Origin of the sequence: Paenibacillus sp. NPDC057934 (genome assembly GCF_042887565.1) — a bacterium.
Lineage (GTDB): Bacteria > Bacillota > Bacilli > Paenibacillales > Paenibacillaceae > Paenibacillus_AQ.
Map to the genome: position 1 here is coordinate 333,405 of NZ_JBHVPB010000005.1, position 18,518 is coordinate 351,922.

An 18,518-nucleotide genomic window follows, 5' to 3' on the forward strand; every position below is an offset into this window, starting at 1 on the left:
GCGTGAGTTTACTCTCGCCCCATAAAGGGGGCGGGAGTTTTTTGTTTTTTTATGGAGAAGAAAGGGTGACGACAATTGAGCGACAAGAAAACTTTTTATCTGACAACACCAATCTATTATCCGAGTGACAAGCTGCATATCGGGCATGCCTACTCAACGGTAGCTGGAGATGCTATGGCCCGCTACAAGCGCCTTCGTGGCTACGAGGTTCATTACTTGACCGGTACAGATGAGCATGGGCAGAAGATCGAACAAAAGGCCGGAGAAGCTGGCAAGACCCCACAGAAATTCGTTGATGATATTGTTGTTGGCATCAAGGACCTGTGGCGCAAGCTGGACATTTCCAATGATGATTTCATTCGTACAACAGAAGAACGCCACAAAACGGTCGTTCAGGATATTTTTGACCGACTGCTGAAGCAGGGTGACATCTACAAAGGGGAATACGAAGGTTGGTATAGCATTCCTGACGAGACGTTCTACACCGAGACGCAACTCGTTGATGTGGAGCGCGATGGAGATGGTGTCATTATTCGGGCCAAAAGCCCGGACAGTGGTCATGCAGTAGAGCTGGTTAAGGAAGAAAGCTACTTCTTCCGGATGAGCAAATATGCGGACCGTCTGCTGAAATACTATGAGGAGAACCCGGAGTTTATTTTGCCGGAATCCCGCAAGAATGAGATGATTAACAACTTTATCAAGCCGGGTCTGGAAGATTTGGCTGTATCCCGTACGACTTTCGACTGGGGCGTTAAGGTAAAAGGCGATCCGAAGCATGTCGTGTATGTATGGATTGACGCGCTCACCAACTACATTACTGCACTGGGCTATGGCTCGGAAGACCGTAGTCTGTATGATAAATACTGGCCTGCAGATGTGCATATTGTGGGTAAAGAGATCGTCCGTTTCCACACCATCTACTGGCCAATTATTCTGATGGCACTGGGAGAGCCGCTGCCGAAGAAGGTTTTTGCACATGGATGGTTGCTGATGAAGGATGGAAAAATGTCTAAATCCAAGGGCAACGTAGTTGATCCGGTGACCCTGATTGACCGCTACGGCCTGGATGCTCTGCGTTACTATCTGCTGCGCGAAGTGCCATTCGGCTCTGACGGTACTTTCACACCGGAAAGCTTTGTAGACCGTGTTAACTACGATCTCGCGAACGACTTAGGCAACTTGTTGAACCGTACAGGTGCAATGGTTGAGAAGTATTTTGACGGCGTGCTTCCGGCTTATGAGGGTAACGTAACAGCATTCGACGGCGAATTGCAGGCTGCGGCGCAGACCACCTATGCCAAAGTAGAAGAAGCGATGGAAAAAATGGAGTTCTCCGTAGCACTGACTGCCATTGGGGCGTTCATTAGCCGGACGAACAAGTATATTGATGAGACACAGCCTTGGGTGCTTGCCAAGGATGAGAGCAGAACTTCGGAGCTGGCTTCCGTGATGAGACATCTTGTTGAAGGTTTGCGGACGGCTTCCATACTGCTACAGCCGTTCCTTACCGGCGCACCAGCGAAGATCTGGGAGCAGCTTGGTATTGCGTCAGGCGAGCTGACTACATGGGACAGCGGCAAGGTGTTTGGTCTGATTCCAGCCGGCACGAAGCTGGCGAAGGGAGATCCAATCTTCCCGCGTCTCGATGTGGAACAAGAGGTGGCTTACATCGCTGAGGCGATGGGAGGAGGCAAGGCAGCAGCGGCTCAGCAGGCTGAGGCGGCTCCTGTAGCGGAGGCTTCCGAGGTGGAAGAAGAGCACAAGGAAGAAATCGGCATCGACGATTTCGCCAAAGCAGAGCTGCGGGTGGCGCAAGTCATCGCCGCTGAACCTGTGAAGAAGGCTGACAAGCTGCTGAAGCTCCAGCTGGATCTCGGTTACGAGCAACGCCAGGTGGTATCGGGAATTGCTAAATTCTACACACCTGAAGAGCTGGTAGGGCAAAAGGTGATCTGTATTGTGAACCTGAAGCCGGTTAAGCTGCGTGGTGAGTTGTCGCAGGGTATGATTTTGGCAGCTTCCAAAGGCGATCAGCTGACGCTGGCTACAGTGCCGGAGAGCATGCCTAACGGAGCGATTGTGAAGTAGGATGGCACATTATTAAAAAAAAGTGATTGAGGGCAGTGCGGAGCAACAATTTGGAATAATTCCAGTTACTGCAGAGCACAGCGGAGTACAACAAAGTACATCAAAGGGAACATCCTTACAGCTATGAGAGCTGAGGGGATGTTCCTTTTTTTATATACGATAAGAAAGAGGACAAGGAAGAGAAAAGAAAAAAGGATAGTAAGACTATGCTTCGGCAACAGCGTTATTCTATTATCTGCTATAGAAGGGTAAGCTAAAGAAAGAGAAAAGACAATTGAAATATCGAATTAACGATGGGGGTAAAGAGGATAAAGAGTTGACTTATCGTAACCATTACTATTATAATTCGCATAGTAAATATTACGATCTGAGGAGTCGATAGTTATTATGGTTTCACGCATGTCACGCAAAGGGTGGTTCATGGTTGCCCTGATGCTGGTTCTGGTACTCGCCGGATGCGGCGCTAAGAGTGGTGGAAATATTGTGGAGGGCAAGGTAAACGTGGTCACCACATTTTATCCTATATATGAATTTGCCAAAGAAATTGGCGGGGATGACGTTCATGCCATCAATCTATTGCCGGTCGGTGTAGAACCGCATGACTGGACGCCTCGCAGTCAGGATATTATTAATACCTCCAAAGCGCAGCTATTTTTGTATAATGGTGCCGGGCTAGAAGGCTGGGTTCCGAACTTCCTGAAGGGGTTGGATCGCGGAAGCAAAGTGCAGGCGGTGGAAGTGAGCCAAGGTATTAATTTGATCAAAACGAATGAAGATGATGGTCATAACCATGGCGGCAGCGGGAATGCTGATCATGAGAGCGGAGCGGAGGATCATGGTGCGGAGAATGGAAATCCAGGCGGCGATAGCCTGCACACAGACCCGCATACTTGGGTAAGTCCGAAGTCGGCGCTGATTATGGCCGGAAATATTAAAAATAGTCTGCAAACCGCTGATCCTGAGCATAAAGCTGGCTACGAGGAGCGTTACAATAAGCTGGCAGAGCGTCTCAAGGCACTTGACGCCAAGTTCGAAACCGAACTTGCCAAGGTACCGGGTAAAGAAATCGTGGTTTCCCATCAGGCCTTCGGCTATTTGGCTCGTGATTACGGTCTCGATCAACATGCGATCATGGGCTTGTCACCGGATGCAGAGCCCCGCGGGCAGGATATGGTTAAGTTGGCGAAGCTGGTGAAGGATGAAGGGATTAAGTATATTTTCTTCGAGGAATTGGTCTCCGATCGTCTGGCTAAGACACTAGCTAATGAAGCTGGAGTATCGACGCTTGTGCTGAACCCGGTAGAGGGGCTGACTCAGGAACAGGAGAAGAATAACGATAATTATTTCACCCTGATGGAGAAAAATTTGCAAAATCTAATTCTAGCCTTACAATAATAAGGAAAGTATACGTGAAAGGTGGTACTACGCATGCAACCGGTATCCCTGGACTGTCATCAACATATGATTGAGATACAGGATCTTTCCTTTTCCTATGGAGAGCAAAAAGTTATATCCGGACTTAGCTATACTGTAAAAGAGCGTGATTTTCTCGGTATCATTGGCTCCAATGGCGCTGGTAAAACCACGTTGATGAAAATGATCGTTGGTCTGTTGCCTCCGAGTAGCGGCGATATCAAGTTGTTCGGCCAATCCGTGCGCAAGTTTAAGGACTGGGAGCGGATCGGCTATGTTCCGCAGAAAAATGCTTTTAACCCGTTGTTCCCGGCTACCGTACGTGAGGTAGTGCTGTCCGGCCTTTACAACAATAAGAACCTGATCCGCAGAGTATCCAAGGCACAGCATCGGCAGTGTGATGATGCACTCGAAGTGATGGGTATACAGGATATTGCGGATAAAAGAGTGGGTCAGCTTTCCGGTGGTCAGCAGCAGCGTGTGTTCCTGGCGCGGGCGCTGATCAATCACCCGGATCTGCTGATTTTGGACGAACCTACCGTTGGGATCGACGCCGAGACACAGGCCGGATTCTTCGATCTGATCACGCATATGCATGCTCATCATCATATGACCTTCCTGATGGTGTCGCATGATATTGATATGATCCGCAATTATTTGGGGCAGGAGCCTGTCCAGCGCAACGGTAAAATCAATTTCTACTCCCGCCATTCACATGATGTGCAGGATTGTGTCGAGGATAATCTTCAGCACACGATTAGTTGATGGATGCTGTGGTAATCCTCGGCCTGAAAGAAGACATTCAGCAACCGCTGACTAGTACGTGAGAATAACGGGATTTTCTCCCGGTAATCTGATGAATTTCTTACCTAGTGTTAGAATAACAGGAGAAGTTCCTGTTATTTCTTGGCTATCGAGCTCTAATCCATTTAAAATGCTAGATTAACAGGAACAATTCCAGCTAATTTGAGAAAAAGGGGCTTTTATTCTTAAATAACTGGAGTTTTTCCAGTTATGCACCCCAAGTGTTCTAGTATCGGAGAGTTATCGGCGGTGCAGCGTCAGATAACCCGATATGTTTGTCTTGAAGTAAGTTATCCATTGTATAACATAGGATAACCAAGCGCATTGGATCTTGTGGTTATCCATGGTGAAACATAGGATAACCAAAGCATTGGATCTTGTGGTTATCCATGGTGAAACATAGGATAACGAGAGGCACTGGATCTTGTTGTAGTTATCCATTGTATAACATAGGATAATGAGAGGCACCGGATCTTGTTGTAGTTATCCATTGTATAACATAGGATAACATCAGGTCTTTGCCCTTGTTTTTGACCTTATGTCTTGATCTTGTCAGTAGATCATTCAAGTCCCTAAGTCCCGTCCACCGAAAAGCGTGTCCCGTCAGGGACGGAAGCGATCATGCGTCAAACGGTTCTAGTCACAGCAATCCCTTCCACCTACGTCAGTTGCACTTAGCGGTGTCCAGAGGGTGCAGCCCTTTGGGGCCCTCCCTTCGGGAAGGGAGGGTTTGGGAGGGATCGAAAAAAAAGGAGAATTGATTTTGGAAATTCTATTCAGCGATTTTTTCCAGCGGGCGCTTGCGGGCGGTCTGCTGATTGGTATTACTGCGCCGCTTATAGGCGTTTTTCTTGTTCTTAGACGTCTGTCGATGATCGGGGACACGCTGGCGCATGTCACGATTGCCGGTGTGGCGTTGGGCTTTTTGGCGGGATTTTATCCCCTTGGTGCGGGGCTGATATTTGCTGTTGCCGCCTCCTTTGCCATTGAGAAGCTCCGCAAGGCGTACAAAAGCTACGCCGAGTTGTCGATCGCGATCATCATGTCTGGCGGTGTAGCACTGGCCTCGCTTTTCTTCACATTGGGCAAAGGATACAATGCAGATGTTATGAGCTATCTGTTCGGTAGCATCTATACGCTCGATAATACGGATTTGCTCGTTGTTGGACTGGTTACGATAGCCGTTGTGATTGTGGTTGCGCTATTCTTCAAAGAGTTCTTTCTACTCAGCTTTGAAGAGGATGCTGCGAGCGTCAGCGGACTGCCGGTGAAGCTGTTGAACATGTTAATAACGATTCTGACTGCACTCGTAATCAGCACAGCGATCAAAATCGTTGGTTCCCTGCTGGTATCCGCACTGCTGACCATACCTGTAGCCATTAGTCTGCTATTATCTCGAAGCTTTAAGTCATCAGTCATTGTATCGGTGGTTATCGCGGAAATTGCAGTAGTGGGTGGTCTTGTCGTAGCTGGAATCTGGAATCTTGCGCCAGGGGCTACGATTGTCCTGTTACTTATTGCGATGCTGGCTCTGACGCTGATCGGCAAGAAGGGCTTGCCGACATAAGCAAAGCAGGGAGTACGCAGGTAAATACGTCAGGTAGCCCTGCGTAGGCTGATGTTGAACGTGTGAATGCAGCCATGAATGTGTGAAAGTAACAATGAACGTATGAAGGCATTCGTGAACATATGGACGCTCTATGAAAGTGTGGGCGAACAATGACAGTGTGAGAATGAGCATCTTAGCATATACAACGGGAAATCAGAAGTCACCGTACTGAAGATGGTTTGCGGAAGAGACATTAATCGGGAAGGAGCGCTGCTGCTTTGTCCAACATTAATGCAGGGATTGCTTTTGCTGCGGGTCTGGCCTCATTTATCTCTCCATGCTGCCTGCCTTTGTATCCTTCATATTTGTCTTACATAACCGGATTATCTGTTCAGCAATTGAAGAGTGGCGGCAACACCAAAGAGGTCCGTTTCCGGACCTTGAGTCATACTTTGGCTTTTATCCTTGGGTTTTCAGCGGTCTTTTACACATTGGGCTTTGGCGCGGGGTTGTTCGGGCAGTTCTTCAACGGCCAGCGTGATTTGATCCGCCAGTTGTCGGCAATCCTTATTATTGTTATGGGGCTGTTTCTGCTTGGTATTTTTCAGCCGCAATTTCTGATGCGTGAACGAAAGCTGGATCTAAAATGGAAGCCGGCAGGCTATGCCGGATCTTTTATCTTCGGCATTGGTTTTTCTGCCGGCTGGTCACCGTGTATTGGTCCTATTCTGACTGCCATTATTGCGCTTTCAGCCAGCGATCCCGGCACATGGTTCACCCTAATTACGGCATATAGTATCGGATTCGCATTGCCTTTCTTTGCTCTGGCTTTTTTCCTAGGCGGAGCCAGACGCATCTTGAAATACTCCAACGTGCTGATGAAGATCGGTGGCATTCTGATGGTGCTTATGGGCCTGTTGCTCTTTACGGATCAGATGTTCCGCATCACGATTTGGTTGCAAGGACTGACCCCTAATTGGCTTAAATTTTAAGCTGTATTTGTCTGGAATTTATATGGTGCAATGGCTGTGATCCGTTCTGCTGCTTTAGCTAGAAGGTACGCCCTATGCTGCCTATTTCATCAGGTGAAATAATCAATCTTACCTTCTGGAAAATGTTCGAAAATCCGCTCTGTGATGAATTCTCGCAGGGCGGTTTGTTGTTCATCGGGGTAGACGTATTTGTTCTGACCCCACCGTCCCCATTTCTTTTTTCGCTTTTCGATGTCCATCTCCAGCTTCGACTTTGGATATCGCTTCTCAATCACCGTCTTTGCCGTCTTGGTGAAGCGATGCTGAATCATTTCAAAGGTCAAGCCTTTTCCCGCCTCAGGAGGCAGTGCTTCTGCGAGCTTGGATAATAGCTCTGCGTAGCCCTCCTGCCAGCCGTCATGCCAGATGATAGGGGCAATAATGAAGCCCAAGGGATAGCCGGCCCTAGCGACCTTACCAGCGGCCTCTATACGTTCCTCGAACCGGGCGGTGGCCGGCTCAAAATTCTTGATGACATAATCGGCGTTGATACTGAAGCGGATGCGCGTATGACCATTATGCTGGAGCTTTAGCAGCGGGTCCACATGCTGATACTTAGTGACAAATCGCAGCCGTCCCAGAGGCTCCTGGGCCATGAAATTAATCAGTTCCTCTAGGGAACCGGTAATATGCTCCAGACCTAGCGGATCAGAGGTACACGCGGCTTCGAACGTTGTGATTTCGGGTGAGCGCTCTTCGATATATTTTTTGGCGGCATCCATCACATCATTCGTATTAACATATACCCGAATATAAGGCTTGGCTCCAAGGGTGGTTTGAAGATAACAATAATGGCAGTGCCCCATACATCCGGTCGCGATGGGAATAGCATAATCGGCAGAAGGCTTGGACTGATCGAAGGTTAGTGTTTTGCGCAAGCCGACGACAAGTGTTCGTTTGGCAATTTTATATTGTTCGGATTCCGTTTCGCCGGGGAGATTGGTGATACGATTATGCGATGTTGTCATGCGGTAAGGGAGGTTATTGCTCTTGACCCACTCCATAATCCGCTCCCCCTTGGGGTAATTCAGGGCGTTCGGCTCGAAAAAAACAAGCTCAGGCATGAAGGGGGCTGTAGGTCTTTTTTGCCGCCTGACTGCAGGGCGTTTCGGTGTCACGGTTGACATGTATACACGCTCCTTCATATAGGGGATGTCCTTAGTGTGCAGGTTTAGTGGTCATTGAAACCGTGGTAATCCTGTGCAATTTGGGCTGCAAAATGTGGCGGGACTTGCCAAGGAGCGGGAGAAACATGTATCATTGTTAGAGCAAGGTTTGGCCTTATGCGCCACGCTCATTATAGAAAAGAGGTAAAGTTGAATGCCAACACCCAGCATGGAGGATTATTTGGAGCGCATATACAAGCTCATCGATGAGAAGGGATATGCGCGGGTCTCGGATATCGCCGAGGGATTGGAAGTCCACCCTTCATCTGTGACCAAGATGATCCAAAAACTGGATAAGGACGAATATCTCATCTATGAGAAATATCGTGGGCTTGTCCTGACCAATAAAGGAAAAAAAGTGGGAAAACGTTTGGTTGACCGCCATCAGCTTCTGGAGCAATTTCTTGAATTGATCGGTGTGCAGCAGGAGAATATCTATAAGGATGTTGAAGGCATCGAGCATCACTTGAGCTGGGACTCCATCACGCGTATTGAGACACTGGTGGAATATTTCCGCCGGGACCAGGAACGAGTGCAGACACTTTATAATATTCATGATGAACTGGTTAGCGATTCTTAGAAAAAGGGACCCGGATGTTTCTTTTCTGCGAATTTACCGCAACCTTTCCCAGTTTTTTACGTCAAAACGGATACCGTCCTTTTTAGGATGACTCCGTTTTTTTGTTTTTTTACCACACTTTTTGGAATTGGGGAGGAATTATGAAATACCGTAAATGGATGCTTGGACTACTGGTAATCATCCTGAGTCTGCCGTTGTTTTCTGTAGGGGTACGTGCGGCGGGGCTTCAGATTACGATCGAACTGGACGGGCAGGCGCTGGTTAGTGATGTGCCCCCTTATATTACACCGAAGAATGTGACCATGGTGCCCATCAGTGTGATCAGTAAAGGACTAAGCGCAGGTGTTGAATGGAATCAGAACAGCAAGTCGGCTACGATCACGCAAGGAGACACGCTTATCAAGCTGACCAGCGGCCAGAAGAACGCCCTGGTGAATGGAACAGCAGTCACCCTTGAATCCACTGTAGAGGTGAAGCAGGGCCGGGTAATGGTACCGCTGCGTTTTGTAAGTGAACAGCTCGGGTTGCAGGTGGTATGGGATCAAGCAACGAAGCATATCTCCTTGTATACAGGGGTAGAGCCGCCGCAATCCTCAGGTCCGCAGCAGCCGACACCATCGACTGGACCTACCTCTACGCCAGCACCAACGGCGACACCAACACCAATGACGACGCCAACACCAACACCAACAGTAACACCGACGCCAACAGTACCGACAGTTCCGTTTCCTGGTACGGGTGTCAGTAAAGCGATGAAAGGTGCATGGATATCCTCTGTCTTCAATCTGGACTGGCCATCGGTGTCATCTGCCGGGAAAATTGATAAGCAGAAACAGGAGTTCGATAATCTGCTGGACAAGCTGAAGGCAGTAGGCTTCAATGCGGTCTTTGTGCAGGTTAGACCGTCTGCAGATAGCCTGTATCCATCGTCCTTGGTGCCATGGTCGAAGGTGTTGACCGGAACGCAGGGCAAGGACCCGGGCTACGACCCGCTCGCATATATGGTCAGCGCAGCCCACGCTCGGGGTATGCAATTTCATGCTTGGTTCAACCCGTTCCGGGCTACCACAGATGCGTCTACTACAGGCCTCGCTAACAATCATGTGGCAAAAGCCCACCCAGAATGGATTGTAAATGCCGGAGGCAAGCTGTACATAAATCCAGGGGTACCTGAGGCGCGCCAGCATATTATTGACACGGTAATGGAGGTCGTCAACGGTTATGATATTGATGGCGTTCATCTGGACGATTATTTCTATCCATCGAATACTACCTTTGCAGATGATGGCACCTTCAAGACCTATAATGCCAAGGGAATCGTATCTAAGGATGACTGGCGCCGGGACAACATTAATGAGTTCGTTCGTCAGCTCGGATCACAGATTCATAGCGCCAAGCCATCGGTATCGTATGGCATCAGTCCGTTCGGCGTCTGGCGCAACATCAAGATGGACAGCACAGGCTCAGACACCACAGCAGGCGTAACCGCCTATGACAGCATGTATGCCGATGTGCGGACATGGGTCAAGCAGGGCTGGATCGACTATGTCGCTCCGCAGATTTACTGGAGCCTGTCTTTCAATGCCGCGCGGTATGACAAGCTGGTGGATTGGTGGGTGAATGAAGTAGCGAACACTAAGGTGAAGCTCTACATCGGCCTGGCAGCTTATAAAGTAGGGGCCAGCGACCAGAGTGCGGAATGGCAGAGTGGTCAGCAGATCATCAATCAATTGAAATACAATGAGAAATATAATGAAGTGGCGGGAAGCATCATGTTCCGCGCTAATGATATTGTTGTCAGAGATCCGTTTGGGCTTTCAAGTCTACTGACCTTTTATTTTAAGCCCTGATCCTTTAGTTATCCCTTATAGGTCATGAATTTACCCCCGTGCTCATAGATAAGCAGTAAGATCTATGGGAACGGAGGTAATTCTATGGTTATGGCCATTAATGCTGTATTTGAAGGCGGGGGAGTAAAGGGAATTGCACTTGCGGGTGCTGTAGCAGCAACGGAAAGGGCAGGACGTACTTTTAAAAAAGTGGCAGGGACGTCTTCCGGCTCCATTGTAGCCAGCCTGATCGCTGCAGGCTATAACGGGGAAGAGATGAGCAGGATTATTCGGGAGACCACCTTTACTTCGTTCCTGAAACGGGCTCCTGTCTTCAATACCGCGATTGTCGGCCCTGCGCTACGGGTGATGCTGAAGAAAGGGTTGTATTCCGGCGAAGCGCTAGAAGCATGGATGCGTGGCATTCTGGAGCAAAAGGGAGTCCGTACATTCGGCGATCTGCCTCCTGGGAAATTGTTCATTGTCGCTTCGGATATTACGAATGGCCGGATTGTCGTGCTTCCTGATGGGCTCAAGGACTACGGCATATCACCGGAACAGTTTAGTGTGGCGAGGGCGGTGCGCATGAGCTGCAGCATTCCCTATTTCTTCGATCCTGTTATGTTGCGATTAAGTGGAGAGGTTGCGAAAGGCAAGCGATTTGGAGAGCAATTCGTGTACATCGTGGATGGTGGTTTACTCAGCAATTTTCCGTTATGGCTGTTTCAGGAAAATAGCGGTCCGTCTTCAAGTCCGCTGGCCCCTGTTGTCGGCTATAGAATGATAGGCAGGGCAGAGCCTCAGCCGAACCGGATTACCGGTCCCTTCACGATGTTGCAGGCGATGGTATCCACCATGCTATCTGCCCATGATGAGCGGTATATTGAGAAGCAGAAGTTTGACCGCACCGTAAGTATTCCCACACTGGGGGTCGGTACGACCCAATTTGACATTACGCCGGAACTAAGTGACAAGCTGTACGATTCTGGATTCAAGGCAGGCGAGGCATTCTTCAAGGGCTGGCGGCCGCACTGAAGTACAGATTCAATGAAAAAGGCATCCCACACGTGAAATGCTAACGTGGAGATGCCTTTTTACATTAATGATATTTGGGGAGGTGATCGTCGTTCTTGCCCTTGCTACCTTCGATGACCTGGAATGGATAGCTTTTGCGTTTGCCGGGCGAGGTCTGGCTCTTGCGAATGCCAGCTACCTTGGCCATCGTTTTCTGGGAAGGCTTTACCTTGATCTTAGATCCACGTGGACTTCCGCCAAAAGCACGTTTTTTGAAGAAATAATAGATCACAGCGATCAAGAGAACCGGGATGATCAGTTCAGATAACGCCCCCCAATTACTATCAATGATCGCGTGCACCAGTCCGAATGCTGCCAGCAGTATTGCACTCCAAAAAATCAAAGCATGCCTGTTCATAGGCCACTCATCCTTTCGCCGGATCCAATATCCCTGACACACTTGCTTCCGTATATCCCTTTGCTTCGATCTCTGCGTCCAACTCCCGCATGCGGTTGAAGGAAGCGATAGATACCTCTACCTGTTCGTCCTTAGGCTCTTTGGTTGTGAGCAATTGAAGCCACAGACCCGGATAGCCCAGGTACTTCAGTCCCGGTACGTCGCGTACCGCGTTTGTTCCTTTCAATACTTCAAAGGAGACTCCGATAACCACAGGCAGCAAAATAATCCGCTGAATCACACGTTCCCACAGACTATCCCATGGAACTACAGAATAAATAATTACGCCAAGCACAATCGTCAGCATCATGAAGCTGCTTCCGCAGCGGTAATGCAGGCGGCTGTACTTCTGTACGTTACGCACGGTCAATTCCTCACCGGCTTCAAAAGCGCTGATTACCTTATGTTCTGCACCGTGATACTGGAAGAGCCGCTTGATAACCGGTGTCTGAGAAATTGCCCACAGATAGACCAGCAGCAGAATCAGCTTAATAGCGCCTTCTATGATGTTGTGCAAAACATAGTTATCGAATGCATTTTTAAATAAAAAACTTTCAACGAAAACCGGTACGAGGGTGAAAATTACCTTACCAAAGATAAACGAAAGAATACCCATTACAGCGACGCCAAAGATCATTCCAAGGCTCCAGCCCTCTTCCTTATCCTTCTTCTTGGGTTTGGCAGCTTCTTCTGGATCTACCTCATCCTCGGCATAAGATTCTGCGGAATAGTTAAGGTGTTTGGAGCCCTTGGCGCTGGCATCTATAATACTGACAAGGCCGCGAAGCAGCGGAATCTTGCGGAGTTTGACGACCCAGCTTTTGTCGCTTTTCGGCACCTCCAAAAATGTGATTTCCTGATTCTTGCGCCGTACGGCTGTTACGTTGACATGCTTTCCGCCGAACATGACGCCTTCAATGACGGCTTGGCCGCCGTAGCTTGGAGTATCCTGGGACAACCCATTCACCTTCCCGTTTGTAATATATTTGTATATCCCTCATTGTAACTAATTTTTACGGACATTACTAGTTGGATCGGCTTTTACTGTACATACTATCCATTAGAGAGAGGATAAGGATGTTAAGGCCGCATTAAACCATTGAGGAAAGGGTGTACAGCGAAGATGAGCAAGCCGCAACAACAGAGAACAGTACATACAAATCCGTTTGGGTTTGCCTTGGAGCTCGGCTTTTTTGCCGGATTGTTCTGGGGAGGTGCCCGGTGGATCATGTATACACTGCATTTTACGAAGGTCATTCCCGCATTTTTGGCAGAGCCTTTCTTTAAGCATGAGTTTTTGCTGAAGCCGGCCGGACATTTGATCGGTTACTTGTCCTTTATTCTCCTGTCGGTGATCGCTGCCCTGATTTATGTATTCGCGTTCCGCTGGTTAAAGGGCCCGTGGCCGGGGATGATTTATGGCGTTCTCTGGTGGGCAGGCCTCTTTCTGGGGGGTTCTTGGCTCTTCCTGTTGCAGCGTCCGTTCCGACTGCCTTGGAATTCAGTGATCAGTGAATTTTGCGTTTTTTTACTCTGGGGATTGTTTATCGGCTATACCGCTGCGATGGAGTACACGGACGAGCGCAAGCGGGAGCGGAAAAGCATACTTACTTAAACGCCTCAAAAAAACTTCTCAAGGGCATAACCCTATGTTAAAATACAATGTGGCTATTTTGAGAGGAGAATGAAAATGGGCAACAAGCGTGTCTCCAAGCTGCGCAAGGCTTTGCTGGATCAAGGTTTGGATGCGATGTTAATTACCAGCGACATCAACCGTCGCTATTTGAGCGGATTTACCGGGTCGTCAGGATATGTGCTCGTCACAGGTGATGAAGCGTATTTGCTAACAGACTTCAGGTATATGACACAGGCAGCGGATCAATCAAACGGATTAAAAGTGGTAGAGCACGCTTCCAAGTTTCTAGATACAGTACGTGAATTGCTGCCAGCAGGCAACAATGTGCGTATTGGCTTTGAACAGGATCAAGTGGCTTACAGCGCTTATACAGCTTATGCGGAAGCCTTAAAGCCGGCTGAGCTGGTTCCGGTATCCAAAATTGTTGAGAACCTGCGCACCTACAAGGATGAAGAAGAGCTGGCTGTCATGAGACGGGCCGGCGCGCTCGCGGATGATACCTTCCGCCATATTCTGAATGTGATCAAACCGGGCATGACTGAACGTGATGTGGATCTGGAGATGGAGTTCTACATGCGTACCCATGGAGCAACGTCTTCGTCTTTCGATACGATCGTCGCTTCCGGTGAACGTTCGTCGATGCCGCATGGTGTGGCGAGCAGCCGTGTGATCAAGGGTAACGAGTTCATAACCTTGGACTTCGGCGCTTTGCTTGACGGCTACTGCTCCGACCTGACGCGGACCATTGCGCTGGGATCGCCTGATCCGAAGCTGAAAGAGATCTATGATATTGTGCTTGAGGCTCAGCTACATACGCTGGCAAATATCAAACCGGGCATGACCGGACGTGAATGCGACGCACTGGCGCGTGATATTATTACGCGTTATGGCTACGGCGAGCAGTTCGGACACAGCACTGGCCATGGCCTTGGCATGGAAGTGCATGAATGGCCACGTCTCTCCAAGCTCAGTGATGAGATTATGGAGCCAGGCATGGTAGTTACTGTAGAGCCGGGAATTTATCTGCCGGGCCTCGGCGGCGTACGTATTGAAGATGATGTAGTGATTACGGAAAGCGGCATTTCGCTGCTGACGCATTCGTCCAAAGAGTACACAATTTTGTAAGCTGGCTTTAAGCCCATGAGTAGCTTTCGAACGGGAAGACTATATTTTCTCATCAGGGTTCCATTATAATTATTGATTTCAGGAGGGGTATTTGTGATTTCAGTTAACGATTTCAAAACAGGTTTGACCGTAGAGGTGGACGGCGATATCTTCACCGTCATTGATTTCCAGCATGTTAAGCCAGGTAAAGGTGCGGCATTCGTTCGCTCCAAGCTTAAAAACCTGCGTAACGGTAACACCGTTGAGCGCACTTTCCGTGCAGGAGAAACCATCGGTCGTGCCATCATCGAAAACCGTGGTGTGCAGTATCTGTATGCCAGTGGTTCGGATCATGCATTCATGGACAACGAAACTTACGATCAATTCGAACTGTCCAGCAAACAGCTTGAGTGGGAACTTCACTTCCTGAAAGAGAACATGACTGTGAACATCGTAAGTTACCAAGGCGAGATCCTTGGGATCAACCTGCCTACCAGCGTAGAGCTGAAGGTTACAGAAACTGAGCCAGGCGTGAAAGGAAACACCGCTCAAGGTGCTACCAAATCCGCTAAGCTGGAGACTGGCCACTCTGTACAAGTGCCACTGTTCATCAACGAGGGCGATGTTCTTCTGATCGATACCCGCGAAGGTAAATACATCTCCCGCGCGTAGTTGTAAGGCAAGAATATTGTTCCATATCAAACTTTATTGCGTACGAGCCCCCCGCATTAGCGGTGGGGCTTGTACGTGTTTGGGTTTCCCAAACAACTATATTCCTGTTAAAATCCCCTCGTGAGGGGCGTGTTTCCGGACAATCCAAGAATTGCCCGGATATTTTTTTGTGAAACCATTAACGCATAACACTAATTTCGTATTATACTGATTTAAAGCGGGAAACTGAAAGCAAGATACTACATAGACCGAAATAGGGAGTGAATGGGACTTTGTCACTTTATGTTATGAAATTCGGGGGCAGCTCCGTCGGCGACATCGAACGCATGAAGCGGGTCGCAGGACGTATTGCACAGAAGCAGGATGAGGGCCACCGCTGTGTTGTAGTTGTATCCGCCATGGGGGATACAACAGATGATTTAATTGATCAGGCGAAGGCGCTGAACGCTCAGCCACCGGCGCGTGAAATGGATATGCTGATGACTACAGGGGAGCAAATCTCTGTCGCTCTGTTGTCTATCGCGCTGCATGGAATTGGCCGGGATGCCGTGTCTTATACAGGCTGGCAGGCCGGATTCCGCACGGATGAGACGCACGGACGTGCTCGCATTAACGAAATTTTGCCTAGCCGTGTGCTGGAGTCTCTGGAGAAGAATCAGGTTGTCATCGTTGCCGGATTCCAGGGGATGACTGTGGACGGAGAGATCACTACGCTGGGACGTGGCGGTTCCGACACAACGGCTGTTGCGCTTGCAGCCGCGATCAAAGCGGATGTGTGTGAGATCTACACTGATGTCGACGGGATCTATTCAACCGACCCCCGGATCGTGAAGACGGCGCGCAAACTGAAGGAAATCTCTTACGACGAGATGCTGGAGCTCGCCAATCTGGGCGCTGCTGTTCTGCATCCACGTGCCGTGGAGTATGCCAAACGTCATCAAGTCAAGCTGGTCGTCAGATCAAGCTTTAACCATAATGAAGGTACTGTTGTGAAGGAGGAAACAAACATGGAGCAGGGAGTAGTGGTAAGCGGTATTGCCTACGATAAGAACGTGGCACGGATCAGCATTTTGGGAGTGCCTGATGTGCCGGGCGTACTCGCACAAGTCTTCGGCACGCTGGCTGGTGAAGGCATCGATGTGGATATTATTGTACAGAGCGGCGTGCAAGGGGAGCATGCAGATTTCTCCTTTACAGTCTCGCTAGATGATCTGGACCGTGCCAAGGAAGTGATCAAGGGGCTGCATAGCGCACTGCCTTACCGTGAAGTGACCTCCGAGGATAATCTTATTAAAGTATCCATTGTCGGCGCTGGCATGGTCAGCCATCCTGGCGTGGCGGCTCAAATGTTCGAGGTTATCTCCAATCAGGGCGTCAGCATCAAGATGGTAAGCACGTCCGAGATCAAGGTATCCTGTGTAATTGAATCCGGCAATCTGCAAAATATCATTCAGGCGCTTCACACTGCCTATAATTTGGATACCACCGAGCAAGCTTTTGTTGGCGGACCACAAGATCGCCGTTAAGCAAGACGTGAGCGTACAAAAGGGATGTCAGCAGCCATTAAGGCTGTTGGCATCCTTTTTCTATGGGAAGCAGCCTTCCATAGGAAGGCTAGCGCCGGAATATAGACTGTCGACAGATTACACGTTGATCTTTCTTATATGAGCTCTCTATTTCTTGGCTATGTTTGTTTTTTTAATACATTCTATATAGTAGCTATATTCTCTAAAAAAAAGAGAAGAGGTAGACTGCCCGAATCTGAATCTATCGGATCACTCTGCCGCTGCTAAGCAAGTCTTCTGAATCTGCCCAGAATCTCTACCGTCTCTAGCACATTGACGAAGGCTTTGGGATCGGTCTCCAGGATCGTCTTCCTAAGCTCCGACAGCTCGTAACGGGTTGTGACCGTCATCAGCATGGTGTTTCCCTCATGACTGTAGCCACCCTCCGCATTCACTACGGTAACCCCATGGGGCAGGAGCGTGAGTCGATTCAGCATCTTCTCCCGTTCCTTGGTGACGATGAAGCAGGTCAGTTTGACATGGCGGATATGGATCATATCTACGACCCGGCTCTTGACGAAGATGCATAGCATGGCATAGAGGGCCGAATCCCAGCTTTTGAAGAAGCCGAGACTCAGAATCACGATTCCGTCCATTACGAACAGGATCGACCCCATCGGAATATCGTGCTTACGGGTAATAATGGAGCCAAGAATATCAAATCCCCCGGATGAACCGCCCACTCGTAGCGCAAAGCCAACACCACAGGCAATAATCACCCCACCGAAAATACTGGCCAGAATCGGGTCTTTGGTCAATTTCACCACCGGAATAATCGTCATAAACCAGGTAGTAGCCACCACCGAGAGCATGCTTAGACAGATATATTTCTTTCCCACAGCGATAAAACCCCACACTAGAATCGGTAAGTTCATCGCAAAATAAATTATGGAGATATATTTCGGATTGGTTAGATAACCCACTACGGATGCTGCCCCGGCTATTCCTCCGCTTAATAGCTGGTGTGGAATCAGAAACAGACGTAGCCCACTGGCGACCATAAAGGCCGAAATAATAATAATAACTACTTCTCGCGCCCGCTTCACAGCAACTGCGCCAGTTAGCCCTGTCCATAAATTCCGAACGTACATCATGATATCCCCTCTTTTTTTCTCGTATAAAAAATAAATTTATCATACCGATGATATTTTCTTATCAGGATGAGCACTATGATTTGTTTCACAGTCTTCCCCTTAATCTTCCCTTTCTTTCCTGTCTAATCCGGGCCCGTCCCGCATATCCATGAATAATGGCTGGAAGTAGAGAATTCAAAGGGAGCAAGCGTGTTTTAATTTTGTCAAAAGGAGATGAGCGGATTTGGACAAGTATGTAAGCTGGATGGCTGTACTGAGAATGCTGTCCGGCAGTGCCGAGATTATAGCTGCGCTGCTTATGCTGAGGTTTAATCAGGTGGATAAGGCACTGGCCGTCAATTCTACACTGGCTTTGGTTGGACCCACCATATTGATTCTGACCACGGCTATCGGGCTTACCGGGATGGCGCAGGAACTGTCCTGGGGCAAGCTAGGCTGGATTGGCTGCGGTGTTGCCTTTCTCTTAATTGGAATTCTAAAAAAATGATAGATGATAGTCATATTTGACCGGTACAA

Annotated in this window: 17 protein-coding genes; 13 read left to right on the forward strand and 4 right to left on the reverse strand. The window is 48.9% G+C overall.

Features of this window, described 5'->3' with window-relative positions; all coding sequences use genetic code 11:
• The first annotated feature begins 75 nt into the window (after positions 1-75).
• The 5 genes from metG to ACFVRY_RS13845 all read left to right on the forward strand — a co-directional run bounded on the left by metG (position 76) and on the right by ACFVRY_RS13845 (position 6,846).
• Positions 76-2,088, forward strand: coding sequence for a methionine--tRNA ligase (gene metG, locus ACFVRY_RS13825; protein ID WP_387500763.1), 2,013 nt, complete (start codon positions 76-78; stop codon positions 2,086-2,088).
• A gap of 387 nt (positions 2,089-2,475) precedes the next feature.
• On the forward strand, positions 2,476-3,483 hold the full coding sequence (locus ACFVRY_RS13830) for a metal ABC transporter solute-binding protein, Zn/Mn family (protein WP_387500764.1): 1,008 nt from the start codon (positions 2,476-2,478) through the stop codon (positions 3,481-3,483).
• Positions 3,484-3,549: 66 nt separating this feature from the next.
• Positions 3,550-4,266, forward strand: a complete 717-nt coding sequence (locus ACFVRY_RS13835; RefSeq protein WP_483875151.1) for a metal ABC transporter ATP-binding protein — start codon at positions 3,550-3,552, stop codon at positions 4,264-4,266.
• Between the two features lie 802 nt (positions 4,267-5,068).
• The gene (locus ACFVRY_RS13840) at positions 5,069-5,872 is read left to right on the forward strand and encodes a metal ABC transporter permease (RefSeq protein WP_387500766.1); all 804 of its coding nucleotides are present in this window, start codon (positions 5,069-5,071) and stop codon (positions 5,870-5,872) included.
• Between the two features lie 260 nt (positions 5,873-6,132).
• Positions 6,133-6,846: a cytochrome c biogenesis CcdA family protein gene (locus ACFVRY_RS13845; protein ID WP_387500767.1), complete on the forward strand. Its 714-nt coding sequence runs from the start codon at positions 6,133-6,135 to the stop codon at positions 6,844-6,846.
• 89 nt (positions 6,847-6,935) lie between these two features.
• Here ACFVRY_RS13845 and splB read toward each other — a convergent pair whose 3' ends face one another.
• On the reverse strand, positions 6,936-8,012 hold the full coding sequence (gene splB / locus ACFVRY_RS13850; RefSeq protein WP_387500768.1) for a spore photoproduct lyase: 1,077 nt from the start codon (positions 8,010-8,012) through the stop codon (positions 6,936-6,938).
• 193 nt (positions 8,013-8,205) lie between these two features.
• On the opposite strand from splB, the gene mntR reads away from it, so the two are divergent.
• From mntR to ACFVRY_RS13865, 3 genes are all read left to right on the forward strand, one after another.
• Positions 8,206-8,631: a transcriptional regulator MntR gene (mntR, locus tag ACFVRY_RS13855; RefSeq protein WP_066363772.1), complete on the forward strand. Its 426-nt coding sequence runs from the start codon at positions 8,206-8,208 to the stop codon at positions 8,629-8,631.
• A gap of 140 nt (positions 8,632-8,771) precedes the next feature.
• Positions 8,772-10,481 carry a family 10 glycosylhydrolase gene (locus ACFVRY_RS13860; RefSeq protein ID WP_387500770.1) on the forward strand — a complete coding sequence of 570 codons (1,710 nt, stop codon included), beginning with the start codon at positions 8,772-8,774 and terminating at the stop codon, positions 10,479-10,481.
• A 90-nt stretch (positions 10,482-10,571) separates the two neighbouring features.
• Positions 10,572-11,495: a patatin-like phospholipase family protein gene (locus tag ACFVRY_RS13865; protein ID WP_387500975.1), complete on the forward strand. Its 924-nt coding sequence runs from the start codon at positions 10,572-10,574 to the stop codon at positions 11,493-11,495.
• Between the two features lie 64 nt (positions 11,496-11,559).
• On the opposite strand, the gene ACFVRY_RS13870 is transcribed toward ACFVRY_RS13865, so the two are convergent.
• Positions 11,560-11,892 (reverse strand): hypothetical protein, encoded by a 333-nt coding sequence (locus ACFVRY_RS13870; RefSeq protein WP_387500771.1) that lies wholly within the window; start codon positions 11,890-11,892, stop codon positions 11,560-11,562.
• Between the two features lie 7 nt (positions 11,893-11,899).
• Positions 11,900-12,838, reverse strand: coding sequence for a DUF1385 domain-containing protein (locus tag ACFVRY_RS13875; protein WP_387500976.1), 939 nt, complete (start codon positions 12,836-12,838; stop codon positions 11,900-11,902).
• A 216-nt stretch (positions 12,839-13,054) separates the two neighbouring features.
• Between ACFVRY_RS13875 and ACFVRY_RS13880 the strand changes: the two genes are divergently transcribed.
• The 4 genes from ACFVRY_RS13880 (at position 13,055) to ACFVRY_RS13895 (ending at position 16,869) form a co-directional block, all read left to right on the forward strand.
• Positions 13,055-13,546, forward strand: coding sequence for a YqhR family membrane protein (locus tag ACFVRY_RS13880; protein ID WP_387500772.1), 492 nt, complete (start codon positions 13,055-13,057; stop codon positions 13,544-13,546).
• A 75-nt stretch (positions 13,547-13,621) separates the two neighbouring features.
• Complete coding sequence (locus tag ACFVRY_RS13885; RefSeq protein WP_066363762.1) at positions 13,622-14,692, forward strand: M24 family metallopeptidase; 1,071 nt, start codon at positions 13,622-13,624, stop codon at positions 14,690-14,692.
• A gap of 93 nt (positions 14,693-14,785) precedes the next feature.
• Positions 14,786-15,343: an elongation factor P gene (gene efp, locus ACFVRY_RS13890; RefSeq protein ID WP_066363761.1), complete on the forward strand. Its 558-nt coding sequence runs from the start codon at positions 14,786-14,788 to the stop codon at positions 15,341-15,343.
• Between the two features lie 272 nt (positions 15,344-15,615).
• Positions 15,616-16,869: an aspartate kinase gene (locus tag ACFVRY_RS13895; RefSeq protein WP_387500773.1), complete on the forward strand. Its 1,254-nt coding sequence runs from the start codon at positions 15,616-15,618 to the stop codon at positions 16,867-16,869.
• Positions 16,870-17,132: 263 nt separating this feature from the next.
• Here the strand turns inward: ACFVRY_RS13895 and ACFVRY_RS13900 are convergent, their stop codons facing one another.
• The gene (locus ACFVRY_RS13900; protein ID WP_387500774.1) at positions 17,133-18,002 is read right to left on the reverse strand and encodes a YitT family protein; all 870 of its coding nucleotides are present in this window, start codon (positions 18,000-18,002) and stop codon (positions 17,133-17,135) included.
• 223 nt (positions 18,003-18,225) lie between these two features.
• Between ACFVRY_RS13900 and ACFVRY_RS13905 the strand changes: the two genes are divergently transcribed.
• The gene (locus tag ACFVRY_RS13905) at positions 18,226-18,489 is read left to right on the forward strand and encodes a YqhV family protein (protein ID WP_387500775.1); all 264 of its coding nucleotides are present in this window, start codon (positions 18,226-18,228) and stop codon (positions 18,487-18,489) included.
• Positions 18,490-18,518 lie beyond the last annotated feature (29 nt).

What these genes read in the sequence shown, in the direction of transcription:
- ACFVRY_RS13830 (WP_387500764.1), top strand. Translation starts at nt 2,476, where the DNA reads ATGGTTTCACGCATGTCACGCAAAGGGTGGTTCATGGTTGCCCTGATG.
- ACFVRY_RS13835 (WP_483875151.1), top strand. Translation starts at nt 3,550, where the DNA reads ATGATTGAGATACAGGATCTTTCCTTTTCCTATGGAGAGCAAAAAGTT.
- splB (WP_387500768.1), bottom strand. Translation starts at nt 8,012, where the DNA reads ATGTCAACCGTGACACCGAAACGCCCTGCAGTCAGGCGGCAAAAAAGA.
- mntR (WP_066363772.1), top strand. Translation starts at nt 8,206, where the DNA reads ATGCCAACACCCAGCATGGAGGATTATTTGGAGCGCATATACAAGCTC.
- ACFVRY_RS13860 (WP_387500770.1), top strand. Translation starts at nt 8,772, where the DNA reads ATGAAATACCGTAAATGGATGCTTGGACTACTGGTAATCATCCTGAGT.
- ACFVRY_RS13865 (WP_387500975.1), top strand. Translation starts at nt 10,572, where the DNA reads ATGGCCATTAATGCTGTATTTGAAGGCGGGGGAGTAAAGGGAATTGCA.
- ACFVRY_RS13870 (WP_387500771.1), bottom strand. Translation starts at nt 11,892, where the DNA reads ATGAACAGGCATGCTTTGATTTTTTGGAGTGCAATACTGCTGGCAGCA.
- ACFVRY_RS13875 (WP_387500976.1), bottom strand. Translation starts at nt 12,838, where the DNA reads ATGTTCGGCGGAAAGCATGTCAACGTAACAGCCGTACGGCGCAAGAAT.
- ACFVRY_RS13880 (WP_387500772.1), top strand. Translation starts at nt 13,055, where the DNA reads ATGAGCAAGCCGCAACAACAGAGAACAGTACATACAAATCCGTTTGGG.
- ACFVRY_RS13885 (WP_066363762.1), top strand. Translation starts at nt 13,622, where the DNA reads ATGGGCAACAAGCGTGTCTCCAAGCTGCGCAAGGCTTTGCTGGATCAA.
- ACFVRY_RS13900 (WP_387500774.1), bottom strand. Translation starts at nt 18,002, where the DNA reads ATGATGTACGTTCGGAATTTATGGACAGGGCTAACTGGCGCAGTTGCT.